The sequence below is a fragment of the Mesorhizobium sp. 2RAF21 genome (genome assembly GCF_052115345.1).
Taxonomy (GTDB): Bacteria; Pseudomonadota; Alphaproteobacteria; order Rhizobiales; family Rhizobiaceae; genus Mesorhizobium; species Mesorhizobium terrae.
In genome coordinates this window covers 20,252-40,918 of the sequence record NZ_JBFRGM010000009.1, presented here as the reverse complement: position 1 = coordinate 40,918, position 20,667 = coordinate 20,252, and the positions used below count along the sequence as shown (strand labels likewise).

General features: G+C 60.5%; 19 protein-coding genes and 1 pseudogene. 7 read left to right on the top strand and 13 right to left on the bottom strand.

All coding sequences use genetic code 11. From position 1 onward, the window contains the following. Positions 1 to 55: 55 nt before the first annotated feature. Both AB4136_RS15810 and AB4136_RS15805 read right to left on the bottom strand, forming a co-directional pair. Positions 56 to 823 (bottom strand): SDR family NAD(P)-dependent oxidoreductase, encoded by a 768-nt coding sequence (locus tag AB4136_RS15810; RefSeq protein WP_441931290.1) that lies wholly within the window; start codon positions 821 to 823, stop codon positions 56 to 58. 43 nt (positions 824 to 866) lie between these two features. Further along, entirely contained in the window at positions 867 to 1,064 is a 198-nt protein-coding gene (locus tag AB4136_RS15805) for a hypothetical protein (protein ID WP_441931289.1), read from the bottom strand. A gap of 254 nt (positions 1,065 to 1,318) precedes the next feature. Between AB4136_RS15805 and AB4136_RS15800 the strand changes: the two genes are divergently transcribed. The 6 genes from AB4136_RS15800 to AB4136_RS15775 all read left to right on the top strand — a co-directional run bounded on the left by AB4136_RS15800 (position 1,319) and on the right by AB4136_RS15775 (position 8,630). Further along, positions 1,319 to 1,675, top strand: a complete 357-nt coding sequence (locus AB4136_RS15800) for a response regulator transcription factor (protein ID WP_441931288.1) — start codon at positions 1,319 to 1,321, stop codon at positions 1,673 to 1,675. 327 nt (positions 1,676 to 2,002) lie between these two features. Continuing rightward, entirely contained in the window at positions 2,003 to 3,562 is a 1,560-nt protein-coding gene (locus AB4136_RS15795) for an ABC transporter substrate-binding protein (RefSeq protein ID WP_441931287.1), read from the top strand. Between the two features lie 7 nt (positions 3,563 to 3,569). After that, positions 3,570 to 5,261 (top strand): serine hydrolase domain-containing protein, encoded by a 1,692-nt coding sequence (locus AB4136_RS15790; protein ID WP_441931286.1) that lies wholly within the window; start codon positions 3,570 to 3,572, stop codon positions 5,259 to 5,261. After that, positions 5,258 to 6,241 carry an ABC transporter permease gene (locus tag AB4136_RS15785; protein WP_441931285.1) on the top strand — a complete coding sequence of 328 codons (984 nt, stop codon included), beginning with the start codon at positions 5,258 to 5,260 and terminating at the stop codon, positions 6,239 to 6,241. Before AB4136_RS15790 ends, AB4136_RS15785 begins: the two co-directional genes overlap by 4 nt. Then, a complete protein-coding gene (locus tag AB4136_RS15780) occupies positions 6,238 to 7,059 on the top strand; it encodes an ABC transporter permease (RefSeq protein WP_441931284.1) in 822 nt (273 codons plus the stop codon). Before AB4136_RS15785 ends, AB4136_RS15780 begins: the two co-directional genes overlap by 4 nt. Continuing rightward, complete coding sequence (locus tag AB4136_RS15775; protein WP_441931283.1) at positions 7,056 to 8,630, top strand: ABC transporter ATP-binding protein; 1,575 nt, start codon at positions 7,056 to 7,058, stop codon at positions 8,628 to 8,630. The genes AB4136_RS15780 and AB4136_RS15775 overlap by 4 nt, the downstream gene beginning before the upstream one ends. Here AB4136_RS15775 and AB4136_RS15770 read toward each other — a convergent pair whose 3' ends face one another. From AB4136_RS15770 to AB4136_RS15760, 3 genes are all read right to left on the bottom strand, one after another. Then, entirely contained in the window at positions 8,631 to 9,635 is a 1,005-nt protein-coding gene (locus AB4136_RS15770; RefSeq protein WP_441931282.1) for a GlxA family transcriptional regulator, read from the bottom strand. 372 nt (positions 9,636 to 10,007) lie between these two features. After that, a complete protein-coding gene (locus AB4136_RS15765; protein ID WP_441931281.1) occupies positions 10,008 to 10,172 on the bottom strand; it encodes a hypothetical protein in 165 nt (54 codons plus the stop codon). Positions 10,173 to 10,305: 133 nt separating this feature from the next. Then, on the bottom strand, positions 10,306 to 11,118 hold the full coding sequence (locus tag AB4136_RS15760) for an ATP-binding cassette domain-containing protein (RefSeq protein ID WP_441931521.1): 813 nt from the start codon (positions 11,116 to 11,118) through the stop codon (positions 10,306 to 10,308). A 66-nt stretch (positions 11,119 to 11,184) separates the two neighbouring features. On the opposite strand from AB4136_RS15760, the pseudogene AB4136_RS15755 reads away from it, so the two are divergent. Further along, positions 11,185 to 11,636: pseudogene (locus AB4136_RS15755) on the top strand (dihydrolipoyl dehydrogenase); the annotation flags it as partial. A 213-nt stretch (positions 11,637 to 11,849) separates the two neighbouring features. Here the strand turns inward: AB4136_RS15755 and AB4136_RS15750 are convergent. From AB4136_RS15750 to AB4136_RS15715, 8 genes are all read right to left on the bottom strand, one after another. Continuing rightward, on the bottom strand, positions 11,850 to 12,713 hold the full coding sequence (locus tag AB4136_RS15750) for a VOC family protein (RefSeq protein ID WP_441931280.1): 864 nt from the start codon (positions 12,711 to 12,713) through the stop codon (positions 11,850 to 11,852). A gap of 18 nt (positions 12,714 to 12,731) precedes the next feature. After that, positions 12,732 to 13,334 carry an alkylhydroperoxidase domain protein gene (locus AB4136_RS15745; RefSeq protein ID WP_441931279.1) on the bottom strand — a complete coding sequence of 201 codons (603 nt, stop codon included), beginning with the start codon at positions 13,332 to 13,334 and terminating at the stop codon, positions 12,732 to 12,734. After that, positions 13,331 to 13,942 (bottom strand): CMD domain protein, encoded by a 612-nt coding sequence (locus AB4136_RS15740; RefSeq protein ID WP_441931278.1) that lies wholly within the window; start codon positions 13,940 to 13,942, stop codon positions 13,331 to 13,333. Before AB4136_RS15740 ends, AB4136_RS15745 begins: the two co-directional genes overlap by 4 nt. Before the next feature lie 15 nt (positions 13,943 to 13,957). Beyond that, the gene (locus AB4136_RS15735) at positions 13,958 to 14,995 is read right to left on the bottom strand and encodes a putative FMN-dependent luciferase-like monooxygenase (RefSeq protein WP_441931277.1); all 1,038 of its coding nucleotides are present in this window, start codon (positions 14,993 to 14,995) and stop codon (positions 13,958 to 13,960) included. After that, a complete protein-coding gene (locus tag AB4136_RS15730) occupies positions 14,940 to 16,637 on the bottom strand; it encodes a dipeptide ABC transporter ATP-binding protein (protein WP_441931520.1) in 1,698 nt (565 codons plus the stop codon). The genes AB4136_RS15735 and AB4136_RS15730 overlap by 56 nt, the downstream gene beginning before the upstream one ends. Continuing rightward, entirely contained in the window at positions 16,634 to 17,515 is an 882-nt protein-coding gene (locus tag AB4136_RS15725; RefSeq protein WP_441931276.1) for an ABC transporter permease, read from the bottom strand. Before AB4136_RS15725 ends, AB4136_RS15730 begins: the two co-directional genes overlap by 4 nt. Beyond that, entirely contained in the window at positions 17,512 to 18,456 is a 945-nt protein-coding gene (locus AB4136_RS15720) for an ABC transporter permease (protein WP_441931275.1), read from the bottom strand. The genes AB4136_RS15725 and AB4136_RS15720 overlap by 4 nt, the downstream gene beginning before the upstream one ends. A gap of 72 nt (positions 18,457 to 18,528) precedes the next feature. Further along, positions 18,529 to 20,157 carry a TIGR04028 family ABC transporter substrate-binding protein gene (locus AB4136_RS15715; RefSeq protein ID WP_441931274.1) on the bottom strand — a complete coding sequence of 543 codons (1,629 nt, stop codon included), beginning with the start codon at positions 20,155 to 20,157 and terminating at the stop codon, positions 18,529 to 18,531. Between the last annotated feature and the right edge of the window lie 510 nt (positions 20,158 to 20,667).

Here is a 20,667-nt window from a genome sequence, read left to right as displayed (position 1 = left end):
CCGTATAAGAGCGTCCAAGGTCAGGACCTAACCCTGGACGCTCCAATGCTCGTTATCAAATCGCGGAAAAACCATTATCCACGAACAGATGGGCTCCATTGACGAAGCTGGAATCGTCGCTGGCAAGATATAGCGCTGCCTTGGCCACTTCTTCCGGTTCGCCGACTCGAACTTGTAGAGCGGCCACCGCGGCATCCGAAAAATCGACGCCTAGCTTGACGAGAGCATCCACCTCGCGCATGCCGTGCGGCGTTCGAATCAAGCCGGGGCAGACCGCGTTGCAGCGGATGTTACGGTCCCGGAACTCGATCGCAATGGCCCGCGCGAACATGTGGCAAGCGCCCTTGGTGGTACCATAGAGCACCTCCATCGGCGTCGCTGCCACCGCCGAGACCGACGATGTACATACGATCGAGCCGCCGCCGGCTGCGATCATGCCGGGCAGCACGGCGCGCGTCATCAAGAACATCGAGCGCACATTGACGGCATGTAGCCAGTCCCAGTCCTGCACCGTCGTCTCCAGAAACGGCTTTATGACGATGGTGCCGGCGTGGTTGAACAGCACGTTTACAGTGCCAAGCTTTTCTGTAGCCTGTTTCACTGCCGCCTCGACCTGCGCTTCGTCTGAAACGTCGGCTACAAAATACTCGGCGACATGGCCACGCGCCCTGACCGCCGCAACCGTGGCCGCAGCCGCATCGCCATTGCGGTCGATGATGGCCACCTTTGCCCCTTCCGCTGCGAACAGTTCCGATGCAGCGCCGCCCATTCCGGTTGCGCCTCCCGAAACGATTGCTACCTTTCCGGCCAGTCTTGCGCCCATTTTTCACTCCCCCATTTTGGTGACTTTGGATGGTATTGTAATGTTACGTTTCACGTTCGGGATGGCCACGCAAGCCACCGGAAACTGCAAACTCTTCCTCCGGCGATAGCACGAGGCGATGGCGGCGGTAAAAGCCAAAATAGGCAAGCCCGATGAGGTACCAGACCGCCACCGCGATCGCCGCCCAGCGGTAGAGCGGATCGAAGAACTGGTCCACGAGCGTAACAACGCTGATGAGCATGACGGCCTCGGCGCGGTGTCCAGGACCCTGTCTATTCGGCATGCGTCGCCGAGCACCGCAAGAGTTGCACGGCTTGGCCGATCTTGCGCCGGATAACTTTTTCGAGGCCGAATACTACAATTCGCCCGACGTGCATCCATGCATCTCGATGGAATCGGGCTCGCTGACCACGGAGATTGTCTTCCTCATTCAGGTACGGGGAAGCTTCTACATTGCCAATTCGCTGCTGCGGGCCAATGCCAGCCCGGCCTTTTTTGGACGAGGATTTCGGTCTTTTGCAACAGGCAGCGCCGATGGTGATGAGCATGGCGCGCCGGCACTGGGAGCATCTGGTCCCAGATGGCTCGGACAGCCAGCCGGCGGACAAACCCGCTGCCCAATACATCGAACAGGCATTCGAAACTTTCGCCCCTTCCCGGCTGACGCAGCGCGAGCAAAGCATAGTCAGCCTGATCCTGCGGGGCCATTCCTCGATTTCCATCGGCAGAATCCTGGAGATCGCCGAGGGCACCGTGAAAATCCACCGTAAGCACATTTACGCCAAACTCGACATTTCCAGCCAGACGGAACTCTTCAATCTGTTCATTAAACATGGGGTGGGCGGTGGCTGACAGCCAATGGCTTTGGCAGCGGCACAACTGTTCCCGATTGCGTGGCGCCAGTCTTCCCGGACCCCGGCAACGGCCATCTTCGGCTGCGCAATTTCCGATGCATTGAAGTCCGGCTGCATCAAAATATGCCTGACCTGCCGCCCCAGGGCCTGCCAGACCGCGCGGCGCATAGCTCCGCAGCAGCCGGATCGCGCTGCGGGCGGCAAAAGGCAATCTTGCGCATTCTGTATTGGTCTCTTCGTAAAGTGTCGCGCAAGGCGTTGCTGTTGCGACATTATCGGTGACCAGTCGATCCCTCCGAGATCGAGAAGTTCCAGGGAGGAAGTGTTGGGCACAGATCGCAGAGCCACGGATTTCGAATTGGGCGGTGCATTGAACCGCCGTACGCTGCTTGCCGGCGCAAGCATCGCGACTGCCATGTTCGCAGCCGGGATTCAACCCGGCCGGGCTGCCACCCCCAAGAAGGGTGGCGACCTCCGCATCGCCGCGACCGGCGGCGGAGCTGGCGACACGGTCGACGCGCACAAATCGGTCAACGGTGTCGACTATCTCCGTACCACGCCGCTTTACGACGCTCTGGTTGTTCAAAATGTCGAGGGGCAGATCGAGAACGTTCTTGCCGAGTCAATGGAGCCGACAAAGGATGCAATGTCCTGGACGGTGAAGCTCCGCAAGGACATCACCTTCCACAATGGCAAGGCGCTGAAGGCTTCTGACGTTCTCTTCTCCTTCCGCCGCACCTCCGATCCTCAGCATCCTCTCTACAAGGCGAACGTGTTCCAGACGATCGATCTGAAGAACGCGCGCGTAATCGACGACCTTACCTTCGAATTGCCCATGCTGACGCCGATGTCGGTGCTCCCGGAAATGGTTGCCAACGTCAACATCGTTCCCGAGGACTACGACCCCGCCAAGCCTGTCGGCACGGGCCCGTTCAAACTCCAAAGCTTCACGCCGGGCGAGCAGAGCGTCTCGGTGCGCAACGAAAACTATTGGAAGAGCGGTCGGCCGTATCTGGACAGCATCACCGTCATCGACACTTTCAAGGACTCGACCGCGGCGTTCAACGCCCTGCAGGGCGGACAGGTGCATGTGTTCCCGGACGTTCCGCTGGTGTTGCTCAATCAGGTGGCGGAGGGTGGGCCGATCAAGGTCTTGATGTCGGAGCCCAGCAAATGGACCCCGTTTACCATGCGCGTCGACCAGCCTCCCTTCGACGATCCCCGTGTGCGCCAGGCGTTCCGCCTGATCCTCGACCGCAAGCAGTTGGCGCGCGTCGCATTCAACGGGCATGCCGCGGTCGGCAACGACTTGTTTTCGAACTGGAGCCCATACTACGACAACACCAAGCACCGGGACCAGGATCTCGACCAAGCCAAATTCCTGCTGAAGCAGGCGGGCAAGTCGGACCTCGCCGTGGAGTTGATGACCTCTGACGTCTCAGCCGGCGTGCTGCAGTCGGCGCAGGTGTTTGCCCGCCAAGCCAAGGACGCCGGCGTCACGGTGAAGGTGACCCAGGTCACGCCCGACGTCTATTATGGCGAGAACTACCTCAAATGGACGTTCGCGCAGGATTACTGGTACAGCAATCCCTTCTTCAGCCAAGTGATGAGCGGCAGCCTGCCGGACTCCATCTTCAACGAAACGCATTGGGCGGATCCAAAATACATCCAATTGTACCAAGAAGCCCTGAAGACCGTCGATTTCGACAAGCGTCGCGAACTGGCCCTTGCGATGCAGGCGATCGACTTCGACATCGGGGGCTATATCATCGGCACCTACAACCAGACCGCCGACCTGATGGCCTCCAACGTCAATGGATTCATGCCCAGCAAGACCGGCCAGCCGCTCGGCACGTTCAATTTCACGGACGTCTGGCTGGACTGACGCGACCATGGCCGGAACTGTCGACATAACCAAGGGGGCGGAGGAGGGGGTCTTCCTCGCCGCCGCCGCCTTTATTCCCTCCCGCGCCGCGCTGCCCGCCAGGGAGACGCTGGAGGGGCGCCTGCATCTCCTGCCCACCGTCATGCGACTGGATCCAGCCGATCCGCGGCGCTATGGCGGCCTGGCGGCGAGGCTCGACCTGTTTCCCGCGATTGCCTGTGGATTGGTTTGCAGCGACGGACAATTGCGGTGGGAAACCCAGGCGCCGCTTTCAGGCTTCGCCAACAGGTCCCATTCGAGTTTCTGGAATGTCCTGCTTCAGCCGGGTCGGGCCTGGAGCGAACCGCAAGACGAGGGCTGGAGCCGCGCCTCCTTCCCGTTTGCCCTCGTCAATCCGCTGGAGAACGAGACCTATAACGGGCTCGCGCTGTTCGGTTATCGCGACGGTCGCGTCACACCGATCCGGTTTCAGATCGAGCAGCAGACCGCGCCCTATATCCTGCAAGACTATATGAAGGCGACCGGGATCACAGACGCGCGGTTCGAGGCCGGACCAGTCTCCCTACCGGTCCCCAGCGACAGCTTCGAATGCCTGCCCTGGTCGCGCCTCGTCGAAAAGACGGGCGCGCCCGTACTCGAACCCTTCGATGACGCCGTGCGCTCTGTCGCGCCTGTCGCCAGCGGCATCGATTTTGAGGGCGATTTCTATCTGCGGCAGTTTTTCGGCCGCGAGGATCAGTGGCTATACCCCGCCGAGACGCGGCTTGGCATCTGGTCGGTCACCAAGTCGGCGATGGCCGGCTTGGCCGCCTTGCGCCTGGCGCAGATTTTCGGCGAAGCTGTCCTCGATGAGCCCATCGTCGACCACGTGCCGGAACTTCGGGACGCGCCGGGCTGGAAACGGGTGTTTCTGCGGCACGCGCTTTGCATGGCGACGGGGATTGGCAGCAAGGCCGACGGCTACGTCTGGCGCGGGCTGGACGAGGAGGGCATCGCTCCCGGCTACCGTTCCTGGTATTTTGCGCAGTCGGCTGCCGACAAGCTATCTGCGATTGCCGCGGACAGCATCGCCGAGGAATGGGAGCCGGGAACAGTTTTCCGCTACCGCGATCAGGATCTCTTCACGGTCGGCCTGGCCATGGACCGTTTGGCCAGAAAACGTCTGGGCAGAACGATAGAGACCGTTCTGCGTGAAGACGTCTACGGTCCGATCGGAATCGGCGAAACAAGCTGGTCGACGACGGTTGAGGCGGCTGGCGAGGCCGGCGTCCCGCTGTGGGCGATTGGCTACTATCCGACCCTCGGCGACCTGGTCAGGATCGCGCGGCTGATCCATGCGGGCGGAGCGTTGCAGGGACGTCAAATCCTGTGCAAGCCGCTCATTCGCCAAATCTTCGAGGGCGGCGGCGTGGTGGCCGAGCCGTTTGGCGATGTGAAATGCAACTATTTCCTGACCTTCTGGTGCGCGTCGCTGCCAGGCGGCGATGGAAGGGACGTCGTGGTCCCCATCATGCTCGGCTTCGGCGGTAACGAGGTCGTACTGGCGCCGAACGCTGTCACCATGATCCGCGTTGCCAAAGAGAAAGATCCCGAAACCAATTTGCACAACTTTCGGGACGTGGCCTTGCTTGGCTTGGAACTGGCCCGGCATGTCCGGTCGCTCGCTCCTCACGGCGATATCCGGGCCGACCCGCGATGAGCAGCGGCGGACATGGTGGCCTTGCACGCCTGGTATTGAATAGACTTCTGCTTGGGGTTGCGACCCTGGTCTTCGTTTCGGTTGTCGTCTTCTTCGCGACCGCAGTGTTGCCGGGCGACGCCGCCCGCGCGATTCTTGGCCGCGAGGCCACACCCGAGCGACTAGAGGCGCTGCGCCACAGCCTGCGTCTTGACCAGCCGGTCCTTTCCCAATATCTCGGCTGGGCGACGGCGATGCTGCGGGGCGACCCAGGTCTGTCCCTAGCGAGCCAATTGCCCGTAACCGAGACAATCGCGCCGAAGCTGCGCAACACGGGCGTGCTCGTTATTTTGGTGTCCGTCATAGGCATCCCGCTGTCGGTCTTTCTCGGCGTGCTTGCCACATTGAAATCGGGCGGGCTCTTCGACAGGGTGGCCTCCGTCGTTTCCCTCGCCCTGGCGGCGCTGCCCGAGTTCATCGTGGGCATAATTCTGATCCTCACCTTCTCCACCGTGGTCCTGCACTGGTTTCCGCCGGTCTCGCTTGTGCCGCCTGGCCATACGCTCAGTGAGATGCCCATCATCCTCGTGCTGCCCGTCGCCACCCTCATCCTCGTCATCTTTCCCTATATTTTCCGTATGATCCGCTCCTCCATGCGTGACGTGCTGCAGAGCGAATATATCGAGATGGCGCAACTCAAAGGCGTGCGCAGAAGCCGCCTGATTTGGCTGCACGCTCTCCCGAACGCTATCGGGCCGACATTCCAGGTCATCGCGCTGACCGTGGCCTATCTGGCTGGCGGCGTCGTCGTGGTGGAATATCTGTTCGGCTTTCCGGGTATCGGCCAATTGCTTCTCGACGCGATCCGGGGCCGCGACCTGCCGGTTATCCAATGCATCGTCCTCATGCTTGCAGGATTCTACGTGCTTGTGAACATTCTTGCCGACCTGGCGACCGTGTTGGTAACGCCGCGCCTGCGAGCACGTGAGTCGCGTTCTTGAGCCGCCCTGCCCTTAGATGGTTGTCGCGTCTCGGTGTTGAGGGGACGCTGGGGCTTGCCTTGACACTGGCGGTGGTGGCTATCGCCGCCGTGGGCCCGTTCGTAACCAGCCAGTCGCCGCTCGATTTCGTGGATGCCCCATTGGCGCCTCCGTCCGAATTCTCCTGGCTTGGCACCGATGTGCTTGGGCGCGATGTCCTGGCGCGTTTGCTGTGCGGCGGCTGGAGGATATTGGTAGGGGCGTCCGTGGCCACTGCGGCCGGCGTCTTTGCGGGCGCCTTCCTTGGCATTCTCGCGGCATACAGGCGCGGCTGGGTGGACAATGTCATCATGCGGCTGGGCGATGCCGTCATGGCCTTTCCGCAGATCATCCTGGTGCTTCTTTTCGTTAGCCTGATTGGGCCGCAGACCTGGCTGATCCTTGTCATGGTCGCGTTCAGCCAGATACCGTCGGTGGCGCGCGTCGCGCGCGGCGCGGCACTGCGCGTGGTCGAGGAGGATCACATACGCTTCTGCGTGGTCATCGGCCTGCCGAGCCGGCACATCATCCTGCGCGAGATTCTGCCGAACCTGCGCACGCCTCTCCTCGTCGAACTCGGCCTGCGCTTCGTCTACTCCGTCGTGCTTATCGCCGCGCTCGGTTTTCTGGGTTTCGGCACACAGCCGCCGGACGCCGATTGGGGGCTGATGATCAATGAGAACAGAATAGCGATGACATCGAACCCTTGGCCCGTCGTGGCGCCCATCGTGCTGATCGGCTGCCTGGCTATCGGTCTCAACCTGTGCGCCGACGCCCTGTCCCGTACGGACCTCCGATGACCAGCGCCAATGTACCCGCCGATCGCAGCACCGAGGTCCGGGGGCTCGAAATCCAGACCAATGCCGGCCAGCCAATCGTCCAGGACGTCTCATTCTCGATCGCGCCAGGCGAAATCCTGGGTCTCGTGGGGGAGTCCGGTTCCGGCAAGACAACGGTCGGGCTTGCGCTGCTAGGCTATTGCCGCAGCGGCCTGCGGATTCGGGGCGGCAGCATCCGGGTGGGTGATACCGAACTGTCGGCCGCTTCTCCCCGCAGCCTCGAAGCGTTGCGCGGACGGGTCGTCTGCTACATGCCGCAGGACCCGGCCACAGCCCTCAATCCATTTCTTAGGGTTGGATCGCAGCTCGCCGAGACCTTCGCCGAGCGCAGCCTCGTGACGCCCGAAAGGCTGAAGGCCAGTCTGGAGGAGGTGCGTCTGCCCCCGGACGACCGAATTCTCAAAGCGCATACGTTCGAACTCTCCGGCGGCCAACAGCAGCGGATGGCGATGGCGATGGCGTTCGTCAACAGGCCGCGGCTGATCGTCATGGACGAGCCGACAACCGGGCTCGACGTAACCACGCAGGCGCACGTCCTTTCCACCATCCGCAGGCTATGCCAGGACCATGGCGTATCCGCCTTGTATGTGAGCCATGATCTGGCGGTCGTCGCCCAGCTTGCGCAAACGGTGGCCGTCATGCAACACGGCCGGATCGTCGAAAGCGGGGCGGCGGCTGACGTGCTGGGCAGCCCCAAGCATCCCTATACGCGCAAGCTTGTCGACGCGCTTCCCAGGATTGAGCGGCGCTCGCAAATAGCGGTCGACGCGGTTGCCCCGAGCCTGCTTCAGGTCCGGAATGTCGCGGCATCTTATGGCAGCGTCCGGATTCTTCAGGATATCGATCTCGAGATCCCCGAAGGGAGCTGTCTTGCGCTGGTAGGGGAATCGGGCTCGGGCAAGACGACTTTGTCGCGCTGCATCGCTGGCCTGCACGAACAGATGTCCGGGACGGTGGCGTTTCGCGGTACGCGGTTGGCTTCGGCAGCCGCACAGAGGCCGCGCGACCTGCGCCGGCGCATCCAGTACATTTTTCAGAATCCTTACGGCTCCTTCAACCCTGCCCACACGGTCGGACATTCGATTGGAACGGTCGTCAACCTGTTCGAGAAACAGTCCAAGCCATCGACGCGCGACAAGATCGCCAATGTACTCGAACAGGTTTCCCTGCCGGTCGAGATGATGAACCGCTATCCGCGCGAGATGTCAGGCGGCCAACGGCAGCGCGCGGCCATCGCGCGCGCCCTCGCGGCCGATCCCGACCTGCTCATCTGTGACGAAACCACCTCTGCGCTGGACGTTTCCGTGCAGGCGACTGTCGTCGAACTGCTCCAATCGTTGCAGGAGAAGCGCCGTCTGTCGATGCTGTTTGTCACTCACAACCTGCCGCTGGTGGCCAACATCGCCCAGAAGATCGCCGTGATGCAGGAAGGGCGGATCGTCGAAATGGGGGACACGGACCAGGTCCTGTCCGACCGCCGGGCGGAGGAAACGCAAAGGCTCATGCGCGATTCGCCGGCATTTCCCTACTAGTTAGATTGAAACAGTTCTGTTTCCGCTGACGGGCGCGCGCTTTGTCGGCCCGGACGCTCCCGATAGGGACATGTTGGAGATTCGACGGGCGAGCGAAGGGCTCATGCCGAACTTCCGGCGAAAGGCACGCGCGAAGGCCGAGGCCGAGCCGAAGCCGTAAGCGGCCGCCGCCTCTGTGACCGTATCCGGTGTCTGCTCGAGTTTCCGCATCGCTGCCGCGAGGCGGAGTGTCAGGTAGTACTCCTGTGGCGATTGCGACAGGCTTTCCATAAACTTCATCTGGAGCGAGCGTAGCGAGATGCCAGCCTTCTTGGCGATCAGGGGGATCGGCAGCGGAACGTCCAGATTTTCTTCCATCAGCATGATCGAGAACAGAATGCGCTTGTCACCGATATTGAGCTGTTTCTTGGTTGAGTATTTCTGCGGCGACGATCCGCTGAAGCTCTGGCTGTAGATGAAAATGTTCGCCACATCGAGCGCCGTCGGCGGTCCATGCTGCAGCCTTATGAAGGTCAGCATCATGTCGAGTGTCGGCGCCGCTCCTCCCGCGGTCCATCTTAGGCGGTCCATGACGAACCGGTCGCCCACCACCTTTATAGCGGGGTAAGCCTCCGAGAACTCCTCGAGGTCCTCCCAGTGCGTAGTGGCCGAATAGCCGTCCAGAAGACCGCAGCGCGCCAGCACCCAAGCACCCGCCTCCACGCCGACGATGACTGTATCTTGGCGCGCAGCACGTCTCAGCTGGGCGACCATGCGGCGGTCCATGCTCCTGGCATTGAACGCGGCTACAACGAAAAGCATGTCTCTTTCATCAGAATGTTCGAACCGCGCGTCGATGCCGATACGGACACCGGAACTGCTGAGAAGATCGGCCCCATCGAGCGAGACCAGCCGCCAACGGTAGAGTTCTCGCCCGGCAGCACGGTTGGCCGCACGCAACGGCTCGATCGTCGCAGCCAACGACATCATCGAGAACCTTGGCAGAACGACGACATCGACAAACATCACAGATCGATGCCCGCCGCCGGCGCGAACAGCATCAAAAATAGGGCGCGGTAGGGTAAAAGCTGCAGTGCGTATGAAACTGCGATAGCAACAACGAAGATTGGTGATCGAGGCAATCTCATGGTCGCAGGATATCGTTCGGTGGCTTAAATGCAATTCCTAGATGTCGTCAAAGCGATGATCGAAGCGCCTATCCCTTTCTTGGAGCACGTGCGGTTTGGTCCGTGTCATAAAGCAGGTCGCGATCTTTCAGATCGCTTGCCGCGCTTTAAGATTCGTCGCTGACAGGCCGCTATTGCGCCTCGATTGCGTTTATCTTGGCAACGGCAATTTCCGGATGAGCTGGCCGCATGACTTCATCCGTACCGTTAATTAAGCGCTGGCCATGCCTCCGAGATAGGCGCTCCTGATCTCGGGCTTCGCCATCAAGACCTCCGCATCGCCCGAGTGGACAACGCGACCCGTCTGAAGGACGTAGGCCCTGTCGGCGATCGCAAGGGCAATTGCCGCATTCTGCTCCACGAAAAGGGACGGCAATCCCTTCCTCCTCGTTGATTCGCTGGATTGCATCGGGAATGTGACGAACAATGAGCGGCGCAAGCCCCAGCGATGGCTTGTCTAGCAGCAGCAGCTTTAGCCTTTGCATCAGATGCACCAATTTGAAGGTTTTCTAATTTAGTACCGTCATCTTCGGCATGATGCGGCGTCCCTCGGGGGAATGCGCGATGCCGAGTGCAGCGACTTCATGCGCTTGCCGTGTCATCAGCGGCTGCCCGTTGAAACTGATGGACCCGTATAACAGCGCGGGTTTGCCGAAAACCGTGCGCAGCAATGTCGATTTGCCGGCGCCATTGGCGCCGAGCAAAGCGACGATCTCACCTTTCCCGATCTCGGCTGGCGTTCCTTCAGCGAGCTTTCTGCCATACTCCAGCACGACGACGCGATCGGAGACATTCATGACGACGCTCATGTCGTGCTCGATCAAAAGGACGCCGATGCCGTTCTCCTGTTTGAGCTTCCGCAGGTCCTCGCCAAGCTCGGCCGACTCTTTCGGGTTCAAACCTGCTGCGGCCTCGTCGAGGCACAGGAAGCGCGGGTCGAGGCACATGGCGCGGGCGATTTCGAGACGGCGTTGCTGGCCGTAGGAGAGGTCGCCTGCCAGGTCGTCGGCACGCTCTGCAAGCTTCGTCTGCCGCAGCCAGCCCATGGCCTTCTCGACAGCCTCGCCTTCCTTGCGACGGTATACACGCAGCCCGAACAATCCCGCAACCTGTAGAAGGCCATGGCCGCTGAGCGCCGTGTGCCGTGCGATGAGGAGGTTCTCAAGCGCCGTCATGCGCCTGAAAAGGCGAATGTTCTGGAAGGTTCTGGCGATACCGGCTTTCGTGACGATGTGGTCGCCGGCCAGCGTGTCGACGCGCATCCTGACATCGGCAGCCGTAATTGTGACAGTGCCTGCGGTGGGTTTGTAAAGGCCGGTCACGCAATAGTCGCCTTGGCCGTGGTTGCAGCCTGGGCGTAGGCCTGGACGGCGGCATGGGTGTAGAGCGAACCAATGCTTGCACATCGCGCCATGGCCCAGGGCGAGATGGTGGCAGAGATCGTCGCCGGCAAGAAGCGGTCTGGGACAAGGTTGCCATTCCCGCGATCTGCTTTACCGATCCCGAACTGGTTACCGTTGGGCAATCGCCTGTCGAGCCGAGAAATGCAGGCATCGAGACCCGTATCGGGACCTTTCCGTTCCGAGGCAACGGTCGGGCGATGACGCTGGAGCGGGACGACGGCTTCGTTCGCGTCGTTGCCCGGGCTGACAATCATCTCGACCTTGGTATCCAGGCGGTCGGCCAGGGTGTCGCCGAGCTTGGCGCCGCTTTTGGCTTGGCGCTGGAAATGGGTGCGCGTCTCGAAGATATCGCTGCAACGATTCCCGCCCATCCCAGCCTGGGAGAGGCCATTCAGGAGGGGGCCCTCAGCAGTCTCGGCCAAGCCATTCACTTTTGACCGGAGAGCTGTGACAGGAAGACATAGCAGAGCTTCCTCAACTTCAGCAGGAGAACAACCGGACCCGTAAAGCGTGGGACGACAATCTTCGGGCCGACTGAAAATTTTGCCTTGAAGTCTACAGTTCCCAGTGAAAACTGCGAGAAGCAGGCGTCGTGTCGAGCGCGTTTGCGTTTAGCGATGGCCGGCATGCTTCCCAGTTGCATCACTGGTTCAGTCGACGACGAATTCGACGATCGCGCCGTTCGCGTGGGCGGGACCGACGGTGACGCCGCCTTTAAGGCTTGGTTCGAAAGGCACACCCCGCGCAACGAGAACCTCTCGCACCCGACCAAGGTCGGATGTGCGAATACGCAGCGCCGCATAGCCATTTGTCGGCGTCTTCCCGATCTCCTGGCCCGAAAAGAGGGCACTTGCAGCTTGATGATCGAAAAACAGCAAGGCAGCTGACTTGGCCCCGGTATGCACCCTGTATCCACCTTCGGCCTGCTCAACCTTGCTGCCCCCGTATAGGCGCGCGTAGGTCTTGGCTGTTTGGAACGGATCGGCACTGATGCCAACGATTGCATCAAGCCCGACGGCACCGTTCGCATGCTTCTGCATCTCGGCGCGCCAGACCAGCTCTGGCGTTTCGTGCTGGCAAAGAAAGAAATTCCCGAGTGGAGCCTCTTGGCTATTCAGATGCACAATCCGAAAGGTCGCGATACCTTCTGCACCGTCGAAGAGTTGCAACGGACGCGAGAACGCGCTGACCTCTCCGGTCCCAATGCCGAGCGCAGCCAGTTCTGACTTTGCAGCATCGGCGCTTGCTGTCCGGTTGGCGATAGCGTGTATGCCTTCTCCATATCGGGAAAGCCTATCGCGCATGGGTTCGTTTAACGTCGTGGCGGTCAACACGCCAAGAAGCTCGATATAGTCTTCCGCAAAGACGATCGTGTGATTTCCGGTGCCGAGCTGAGCGTTGTGCAGCCCTCGCGCGGAAACTGTAAAGCCGAGCCGCCGGTAATGGTCGGCACTGGCTTCGAGGTCGTGGACCAGAAGATAGGTATGGTCCACGTCCGATATAGGATGAGCCATTGTTTTCTCGTCTTCGGATTAATTGGCGGGTGTCGGTTCGCCGAGCGATAGCATCAGGCGGTTTGCCCAGTTGAAGAATGATGCGCCGTGAATGACGTCGGAAATCTCTTCGTCAGCGAGTCCGACCTTGCGCAGGCGCTGAACATGCTTTTCGCTGAACGCCGGCGGGGTGGCGCTGAGTGCAACGGACGCTTCGACGATCGCGTTCCAGCGGTCGCCGAGATCGGCGGAGACGCCTTCGTCCAGAAGTTTTTGCACGTCGTCATTGCGCTTGGAATATTGTGAGGCGAAGCGTGCATGAACCGAAGCACACAGGATGCAGCCGTTAAGGCGGGAGGCAGCGGTTGCCGACAGCTCGCGTTCCGCGCGCGGCAGCCCGCTTTTCGTGGTGTAGAAGATGTCGTTGTCCGTCTTGGTGCGCGCCTGTAGAATGTCCGGATCACGTACCAGCAGGGCGAAATATGGCGATTTGGCTCGCCCCTTGTCGACCAAGGCCTCGTAGTGCCGGTCGTTTAACTCTTCCTCCGCAAGCGGTTGAAGCCAAGCCGTCCAGCCAATGTGATCCTGGGTGAAGACGACGGGCGGATTGTCGATGGCGGGTTCGACTATGGTGTCGGTCACGCGAGATTTCCGTCAGCTGCGGCGAGGGTCTTAAGTCCGGCGACAATCCGGATCTGGAAGGCAAGGAAGGAAACGAGTTGGGACAGCGTGACGATGCCCGTAGTGCTCCAGCCTGCGGAAAGGAGCTTCTGCAAGGCGGCTGGGGTGGCATCGCGCGGCCGTAAAACCAGTAGGTGTGCATGCTCAAGCGCAGCAGTAAGCCTTTGGCCGAGAACGGCGCGATCCCCTTCACCGGGAGTAAAGGTCGGCCCTTCGGTGTTTTCCGCGCTCAGGGGCCCGGCGGGGTAATTCCCGTAGGGGCCTATGGCACGGTTGAGGCTCGATAGAGCCTTCACTGTCGACAGGAGGGACGGGCCGTTGTCGAAGCCTGCGAGCTTGTCGCCGTAAAACGCGGCGATGTTCTCTTCCCCATGCAGAGATACGGCAAAAGTCGCTACAGCGAAACGTTCTGACAGGGAAACCTCGTTGATATCGGAAGGGGAAAACAAGGCGAGGAAACTTTTTTGTACATGTTCCTTAGTGACCGGCCGGCGCCGGCGCAGTGTATCCGCCTTGCTGTCCGGAGTTATTGCGGCCAGATGGTCTATGATGTCGATGATATTGGTCATGAAGCTCTATTTCGATTACTGGGCAGCGACGAGTTGCGGTTGGGAAGGTCCGTGCCAGCCGAGGGACGGCGCCACTTCCGCAGCAATCAACTCGATGGAACGAAGGATTTCCGCGTGCGGTGGATCGATGGAATGGACCTGGAAAACGATATCCGTGGTTCGGGCGAGCGCCGTGTCCTGTTTCAGCGAAGCGATCACGTCGTCCGGGGTGCCAACATGGGTGTCGAGCGCCTTGATCAAATCCTCCAGACTGTTCCCCGGTATGCGGTATCCGAGCTCGGAAAAGCGATCGGCCACGCGTCGCAGCCCTGTTTCAGTAAAGGCCAGGGCGCGCTTACGGTCGTCGGCGACGAAGAGGCTGCGTGAACCCACAATGCGCGGCGCGCGTCCCTTCGGCAATGCGGAAAGATAGGCATCGATGACTGGGTTCTGAATCTGATCGAGTGTCAAGTCCGGCTTGTCGGCCGGACGCGGCTGGGTACGCGAGAGCATGAGGCCATTTCCGCTCAATCCTGCGACCCTCGCGCCTTCGCTTGAGAAGGTCGCGAGCCAAACCCGGTCGATCAGGTCCGGAGCATCCGGGTAAAGTACATTCCCGCCGCTAAGGGGCTTTCCGGCCCAGGCCGTGCGAACAGTTTCCAGACTTTGGGCATAGACAACGCCGCGTTTTTCGGGATCGATACCAAAGGCCTCGAAGGATTCCCGTGTGCCGCCGGTGCCGAAGCCGACTTCCAGCCGCCCGTTCGACAAGAGGTTGAGGACGGCGGTGTCTTCGGCCACTCGCAGGGCATTTTCCATCGGAAGCGTGATGACGCCCGTACCCAACCGGATTTTCGAGGTCTGAGCGGCGACGTGGGCAAGGAATACGGTCGGCGAGGGCAGGCCGCCTTCGTCCGAATGGAAGTGGTGCTGTGCTATCCACGCGCTGTCGAACCCGTTCTCCTCGGCATGGATGATTTGCTCGGCCGCAAGGCGATAGCGTTGACCAGCGGGGACATCATCCAGCAAACGGGTGAAAAAGCCCAGTCTCTTGGATGTGGCGGCTTGGGTCATGAAAACACTCCGTTTGAAATGGTGTCCGAGTATATCCCGGCAGCTTGCTGCCGGGGATCGCGGCGATAAGCTCTCGGGTGTAGGCGTTTGACGGCGCGGAGAATATATAATCTACGGGGCCGTAGTCGACCTGCTTGCCATTTTGCAAGACAGATACGGTGTCGGCGATCTGGCGAACCACGGCGAGATCGTGCGAGACGAATACGTAGGTAAGACCGAGATCCCGTTGCAACTGCGCCAACAGGGCGAGGATCTGCGCCTGCACCGTTACATCAAGTGCCGAGACGGCCTCATCCAGCACGACGACCTCGGGTTCCAGAACCAGTGCCCGTGCAATGGCGACCCGCTGTCTTTGACCGCCGGAAAGCGCATGCGGAAGGCGCGAGAGGATGGCTGCCGGCAGTCCGACCCTCTCGATGATGGCGCTTACACGCCTTTCGCGCTCCTCGCGGCCGATCGGCTCGAAATTCAGGAGTGGTTCCTCGATGATAGCGCGTACGCTCTGGCGTGGGTCGAGCGAGCCCCAAGGGTTCTGGTAGACGAGTTGGACCTTTCGACGGAATTGCCTGAGCGAGTCCGCTTGCAGGCTGCCGACGTCGAAATCGCCGATCAGGGTCCGGCCGGCGGTTGGCTTCTGGAAACCGGCGATGGCTCTGATGGTGGTCGTCTTGCCTGAACCGGATTCCCCGACGACCGCATGGGTTGTTCCGCGCGCGACGGCGAACGACACATTGTCGACGGCGCGGAATGTCCGGCCGCCGGGCAGGTCGAAATCCTGCACCAGATTGCTGACGACGACGGCAGCTGGACGCCCTGGCTCGACCGTTGGCCGCGATGGAGCAACGGCGAGGGACGGGATGTCGGAAAGCAGCTTACGCGTATAGGCGCTTTGCGGTGCGGCGAGCACTTTTACGGTTTCTCCCTGTTCCTGAATGCGGCCGCCCTGCAGGACGATGATCCGGTCCGAGCGGTCGGCGGCAACGCCGAGGTCGTGGGTGACGAAGAGAACAGCGGTTCCATATTCACTGCGCAGGTCGTCGATCAGATCGAGGATCCGACGCTGCACGGTCACATCGAGCGCCGATGTCGGCTCGTCGGCGATGATCAGGGCCGGTCGCAAGGCGATGGCGATGGCGATCAGCACGCGCTGCTTCATCCCGCCCGATAATTCATGCGGGTATTGCTTTGCCCGCAAGTCCGGGTTGGAGAGCCCGACGTGCTCCAGCAGTTCCACCACCCGACGGTTGGCCTCCTTGCCAGGGATGCGGCCATGCAGCGAAAGGATTTCCCGCACTTGCGCACCGATCGTGAGTACCGGATTGAGCGAATTGCCGGGATCCTGCGGTATCAGGCTGATAACTGCGCCGCGTATGCCGCGCAGTCGCTTTGCATTCCAAAGCGATATGTCTTCGCCGTTGAGAACGATCGAACCGGACTCCAGACGCCCGTTTTCGGGCAGGAGGCCGATAACCGCCTGGGCCGTCGATGTCTTGCCGGATCCGCTCTCGCCGACCAATGCCACGACCTCACCCGGCTGAACGGAAAAGGAAATGCCATGGACGACCGCCGTATGGCTGTCGCCCTGAGCGTAGGAAACATGGATGTCGCGGACATCGAGAACAGAGTTGCCACTGGTTGTCATCGTGCGCCCCCTCTGATCGATTGGCTGATGCGGTTTGCGGAGAGAACGACGGCTACAACGATGACGCCCGGTGCGGCGGTCAGCCACCAGGCGGTGGCGAGATAGTTGCGGCCTTCGGCGATGAGCAGGCCCCACTCGGGAGTTGGCGGGGGTGCGCCGTAGCCGAGGAAGCCGAGCGTCGATATCTGCAGGATCGCCCAGCCGAACTGCACCGCCGTATAGGCGACGATCGAGGTAAGCGAGTTGGGCAGGATATGCCGCCAGAGCACCTTGCCGAAGGTTCCGCCGCTGCCGAAGGCGGCTTCGACGAATTCGGAGTTCCGGACGCGAACAGCCTCAGAGCGCATCAGCCGGGCAAAACCGGCAATAGCGGTGGCGCCGACGGCAATCGCGGCATTGAGCGTGCCGAAACCGAGAATGATAATGATGCTGAGCGATAGCAGCAATGTCGGGATCGCCAGGAGCACGTCAACGAAACGCATCAATATGGCATCGATCCGGCCCCGTATGGATCCCGCGAGAAGTCCGAGTGCCGTTCCGGCGACCAGGCCGACACCGACAGCGGCAAGGGCGCCGGATAGCGAATGGACGGAGCCATGGACGATACGCGCGTAGAGATCGCGACCGAGTGAATCCGTTCCGAGCAGGTGTTCGGCCGAGGGGGACTTGAGCTGGCCGCCCGGCATGCCCAAAAGCGGATCATAGGCTGTAAAGAGCCCCGGCACGATCGCCCAGAGCAGCACGGTCGCAATAACGAGCCAGGCAAGAGTCAATCCATAGGGGAAGCTGCGCAGAAGGGTGGTGACCCGGCGCTTTTCCTTCAGGCTTGATTGCCCGGAAACGCGTGTCAGGTCGGCGAAAGTATCTACGCCGGTCATGAAAGTGCTCCGCTCCTGGTTCGAAGGCGTGGATCGAGGAGGGGATAGGCAAGATCCACGACGAGGTTGATGGTCACGAAGGCGGCTGCGGAGATGACGACGACGGCCTGCAGGACGGAGAGATCCTGGTTGCTGACGGCCCTTTCCGTAAGGCCACCGATGCCATTGAGACCAAACACGGTTTCGATGATCACGGCGCCTGCCAGCAGTTCACCGAACAGCACACCGGCAATGGTCAGGGTTGGCAGCAGCGCGTTACGGGCGACGTGCCGCCAAAGAAGATGAATCTCGCTTGCACCTTTGGCCCGCGCCACGCCGACGAAGGGGCGCGCGCGGATTTCGTCGATGTTGCGGATAAGGATTTGTGCGAGCGGGGCTGCAATTGGCACCGAAAGCGTTGCAACCGGTAGAATGAGGCTTTCCCACGGGCCGGGATTGATGACCGAAACCAGCTTCAGCCGGAAGGAAAAGATCTGGATCAGTATGATCGCCAGCCAGAAAACAGGCACCGAGATAAGAAGCGCTGGTAGCGACTGGGCGAGGTTTCTGATCCACGCGAACGGCGCCATCGAAGAGAGGAAGGCTATGATCACCGCAAGGACGACGGCAGCGGCAGCGCCCAACATCGCGAGTTTCAGGGTCGGCGGCAGATTGGTAGCGAGCTGCGTCGCGACTGGCACGCCTGCCTGCATCGAATAGCCGAAATCGCCTTGCAGGAAGTTCGCAAGGGTATTGGCATATTGAACAGACAAGCCGGAATCGACAGCGTAGGCGGCCCGTATCTCCCGGATCTGGTCTGCGCTGAGGCCGAGCTCAGGGTTCAGGAACTTGATCAACACCGCATCGCCCGGCATAGCCTGCAAAAGAATAAAGGACAGCGTGAACGCTGCCCACAGAACCAGCAGTGCCTGCCCGATTCGTCCGACGACATATCGTGTCATCTCATTGCCTCCACAGGAGAAGATGGCCGGTTGAGCTGGCCATCTCCTTTTTCCTTGCCTGCTCCGCTTTCCTTACTTGTCGAGCCATGTGCTGTAGAAGGCAGGACGGCCAACCGCTTCAAAGCCGATACCCTTGACATAGGGAGCGCCGGCGAAGACCTGCGGCTCCTCGAAGATCGGAATGACATAGGCTTGGTCGAGCAAATAGGCCTGTGCTTCCTCGACAGCCTTCAGGCGCTTTTCCAGGTTGGGCTGAGAGGCGATCTCGTCGAGGATGGCGTTGAGCTTCTCGTCGACGAACGAATTGACCTTGTCACTGGTGCCGCCCTTCTGAAGAAGGAGGTTGCGCAAGGTAGGATAGAACTGGCTCTTGACGACGTCCGGATCTGCGCGGCCAACAATACCGACGGCAACCGGGGTTTTATACGGGTCAAGCTCGTCAACGGTCTGGCTGCCGGAATCGCCTGCGAGCACGTTGAACGTCACGCCAATCTTTGCCCATTGCTGAGCGATAAGCTGCAGGGTGGAACGGCTTTGCGGCTGCGGCAGGGACGCGTAGCCGGTTAGGATAAGTTTCTGACCGTCCTTTTCGCGGATGCCGTCTGCACCCACCTTGAAGCCGGCTTCATCCAGAAGGGCTTTCGCCTTCTCCGGGTCGAACTGCAGCTTGTCGGTCTGCGGTACATAGCCGAGCGCCGCCGAGGCGAGGATGGAGGTCGCCTTCGGATAGTTCTTGGAGAAGAGCGTCGAGATGATTTCATCGCGGTTGACGGCAAGCGAGAGCGCCTTGCGAACCTTGACATCCGAGACAAGCGGGTTATCGGCGCGGAACGCGATCGAGTTGTTCACGCCGCGCGTACCCGGCGCATAAACGGAAAAGCCCTGCTCCTCGACCCGCTGCTCGTCATAAGCCTGGATCTGCCGGATGAAGTCGGCTTGTTCCGCCAGCAGCGCGCCGATGCGCACACTGTCTTCGCCGGCAATGATGTACTTGATCTCGTCGAGATAGGCGCGGCCCTGATGTTCAAGCTTGGCCGGCCCCCAGTTGTAATCTTCGCGGGCCTTGAGATCCAGCGTCTTGCCGATCGTTTCGGCGGAGACCACGAAGGGGCCTGAGCCGATGATCTTGGTTGCATCGCCGAACTGTTCGAAGGGCAAGGCGAGTGTCGAAAGCGAGACAATGCCCGTGCCGATAACGGAGGTTCCTTGCAGGAAGCCGGGTGAAGGTTTCTTGAAATGGAATTTCACGGTCAGCGGGTCGACGACTTCGCTTCGCTCGTAGTTGTTCACCACTTCCGAGATCGGCTGCTTAAGTTCCTTGTTGCCGAGACCGAAGGTGTCGAAATTCTTGGCCACCACGGCGGCGTCTACCGGTGTTCCGTCGGAAAACGTCACGCCAGGGCGAAGCTTGAAGGTGTATTCGGTCGCATTGTCATTGACCTGCCACGACTCGGCAAGCCAAGGCTCGATTTCAAGCGTTTTCGGATTCTGATAGGTTAGCTTATCAGTAATCTGGTTTAGAATGCCGCCATTCGAATATAAACCAGCGTTCGGCGGATAAAGGTTCGTATGGCCTTGTTGCTCGAGATAGACGAGCGTACCGCCTTTGACAGGGCTGTCGGCGGCAGTCGCCGCAAATGGGATAAGGCTGGTCGCCAGGGCGGCAAGGCCGAGTGAGATGAGTTTCCGATGAGGTTTCATGGGTCAGGTCCAGTTGGCAATGGAACCATGTGTAATCTAAGATCTGATTTTCCCTACAGATTTGGTATTCTATTTTCCAGATGAAGTTGGGAATTTTTTCCCTATTTCCGGAGTGGCGGCCGCTCGTTGATCCCTGTGTGAGGGAGACGCGTGAGGTCGCAGGTGCAAATCCTTGCAACATTTTACCAAAAACCTCGCGGAACAGGCGGCTGGACACGTCGGTGGCGATCCCGCGCTTTACGCGGCTCACCCACTTGCGGCAACCGCCAAATTAGATTTCGATTGACATCGATATATCGTTTAGGGTTAGGTCGAAATCTACGCCGTTAAAATCTCTGGTCAAAGAGAGCCTAGGATGAGATCAGGAATTTTCTTAGCCTCGCGGTAGCCGCATTTGCCGCCCTGATACAAACGCAAGCGACGAACGCCGGGGCTCCGGATTCACGAGGGAGGATCCCTCTGATGCGGGCCGCAGTGGCGATGAGGCCGAGGGGCTCAGCGTCCACTACC

Bases quoted from the DNA above. Each gene is read 5' to 3' on its own strand.
- AB4136_RS15750 (WP_441931280.1), bottom strand. From the start codon at position 12,713: ATGGCTCATCCTATATCGGACGTGGACCATACCTATCTTCTGGTCCAC.
- AB4136_RS15785 (WP_441931285.1), top strand. From the start codon at position 5,258: ATGAGCAGCGGCGGACATGGTGGCCTTGCACGCCTGGTATTGAATAGA.
- AB4136_RS15805 (WP_441931289.1), bottom strand. From the start codon at position 1,064: ATGCTCATCAGCGTTGTTACGCTCGTGGACCAGTTCTTCGATCCGCTC.
- AB4136_RS15735 (WP_441931277.1), bottom strand. From the start codon at position 14,995: ATGACCCAAGCCGCCACATCCAAGAGACTGGGCTTTTTCACCCGTTTG.
- AB4136_RS15775 (WP_441931283.1), top strand. From the start codon at position 7,056: ATGACCAGCGCCAATGTACCCGCCGATCGCAGCACCGAGGTCCGGGGG.
- AB4136_RS15720 (WP_441931275.1), bottom strand. From the start codon at position 18,456: ATGACACGATATGTCGTCGGACGAATCGGGCAGGCACTGCTGGTTCTG.
- AB4136_RS15810 (WP_441931290.1), bottom strand. From the start codon at position 823: ATGGGCGCAAGACTGGCCGGAAAGGTAGCAATCGTTTCGGGAGGCGCA.
- AB4136_RS15770 (WP_441931282.1), bottom strand. From the start codon at position 9,635: ATGTTTGTCGATGTCGTCGTTCTGCCAAGGTTCTCGATGATGTCGTTG.
- AB4136_RS15725 (WP_441931276.1), bottom strand. From the start codon at position 17,515: ATGACCGGCGTAGATACTTTCGCCGACCTGACACGCGTTTCCGGGCAA.
- AB4136_RS15740 (WP_441931278.1), bottom strand. From the start codon at position 13,942: ATGACCAATATCATCGACATCATAGACCATCTGGCCGCAATAACTCCG.
- AB4136_RS15715 (WP_441931274.1), bottom strand. From the start codon at position 20,157: ATGAAACCTCATCGGAAACTCATCTCACTCGGCCTTGCCGCCCTGGCG.
- AB4136_RS15790 (WP_441931286.1), top strand. From the start codon at position 3,570: ATGGCCGGAACTGTCGACATAACCAAGGGGGCGGAGGAGGGGGTCTTC.
- AB4136_RS15730 (WP_441931520.1), bottom strand. From the start codon at position 16,637: ATGACAACCAGTGGCAACTCTGTTCTCGATGTCCGCGACATCCATGTT.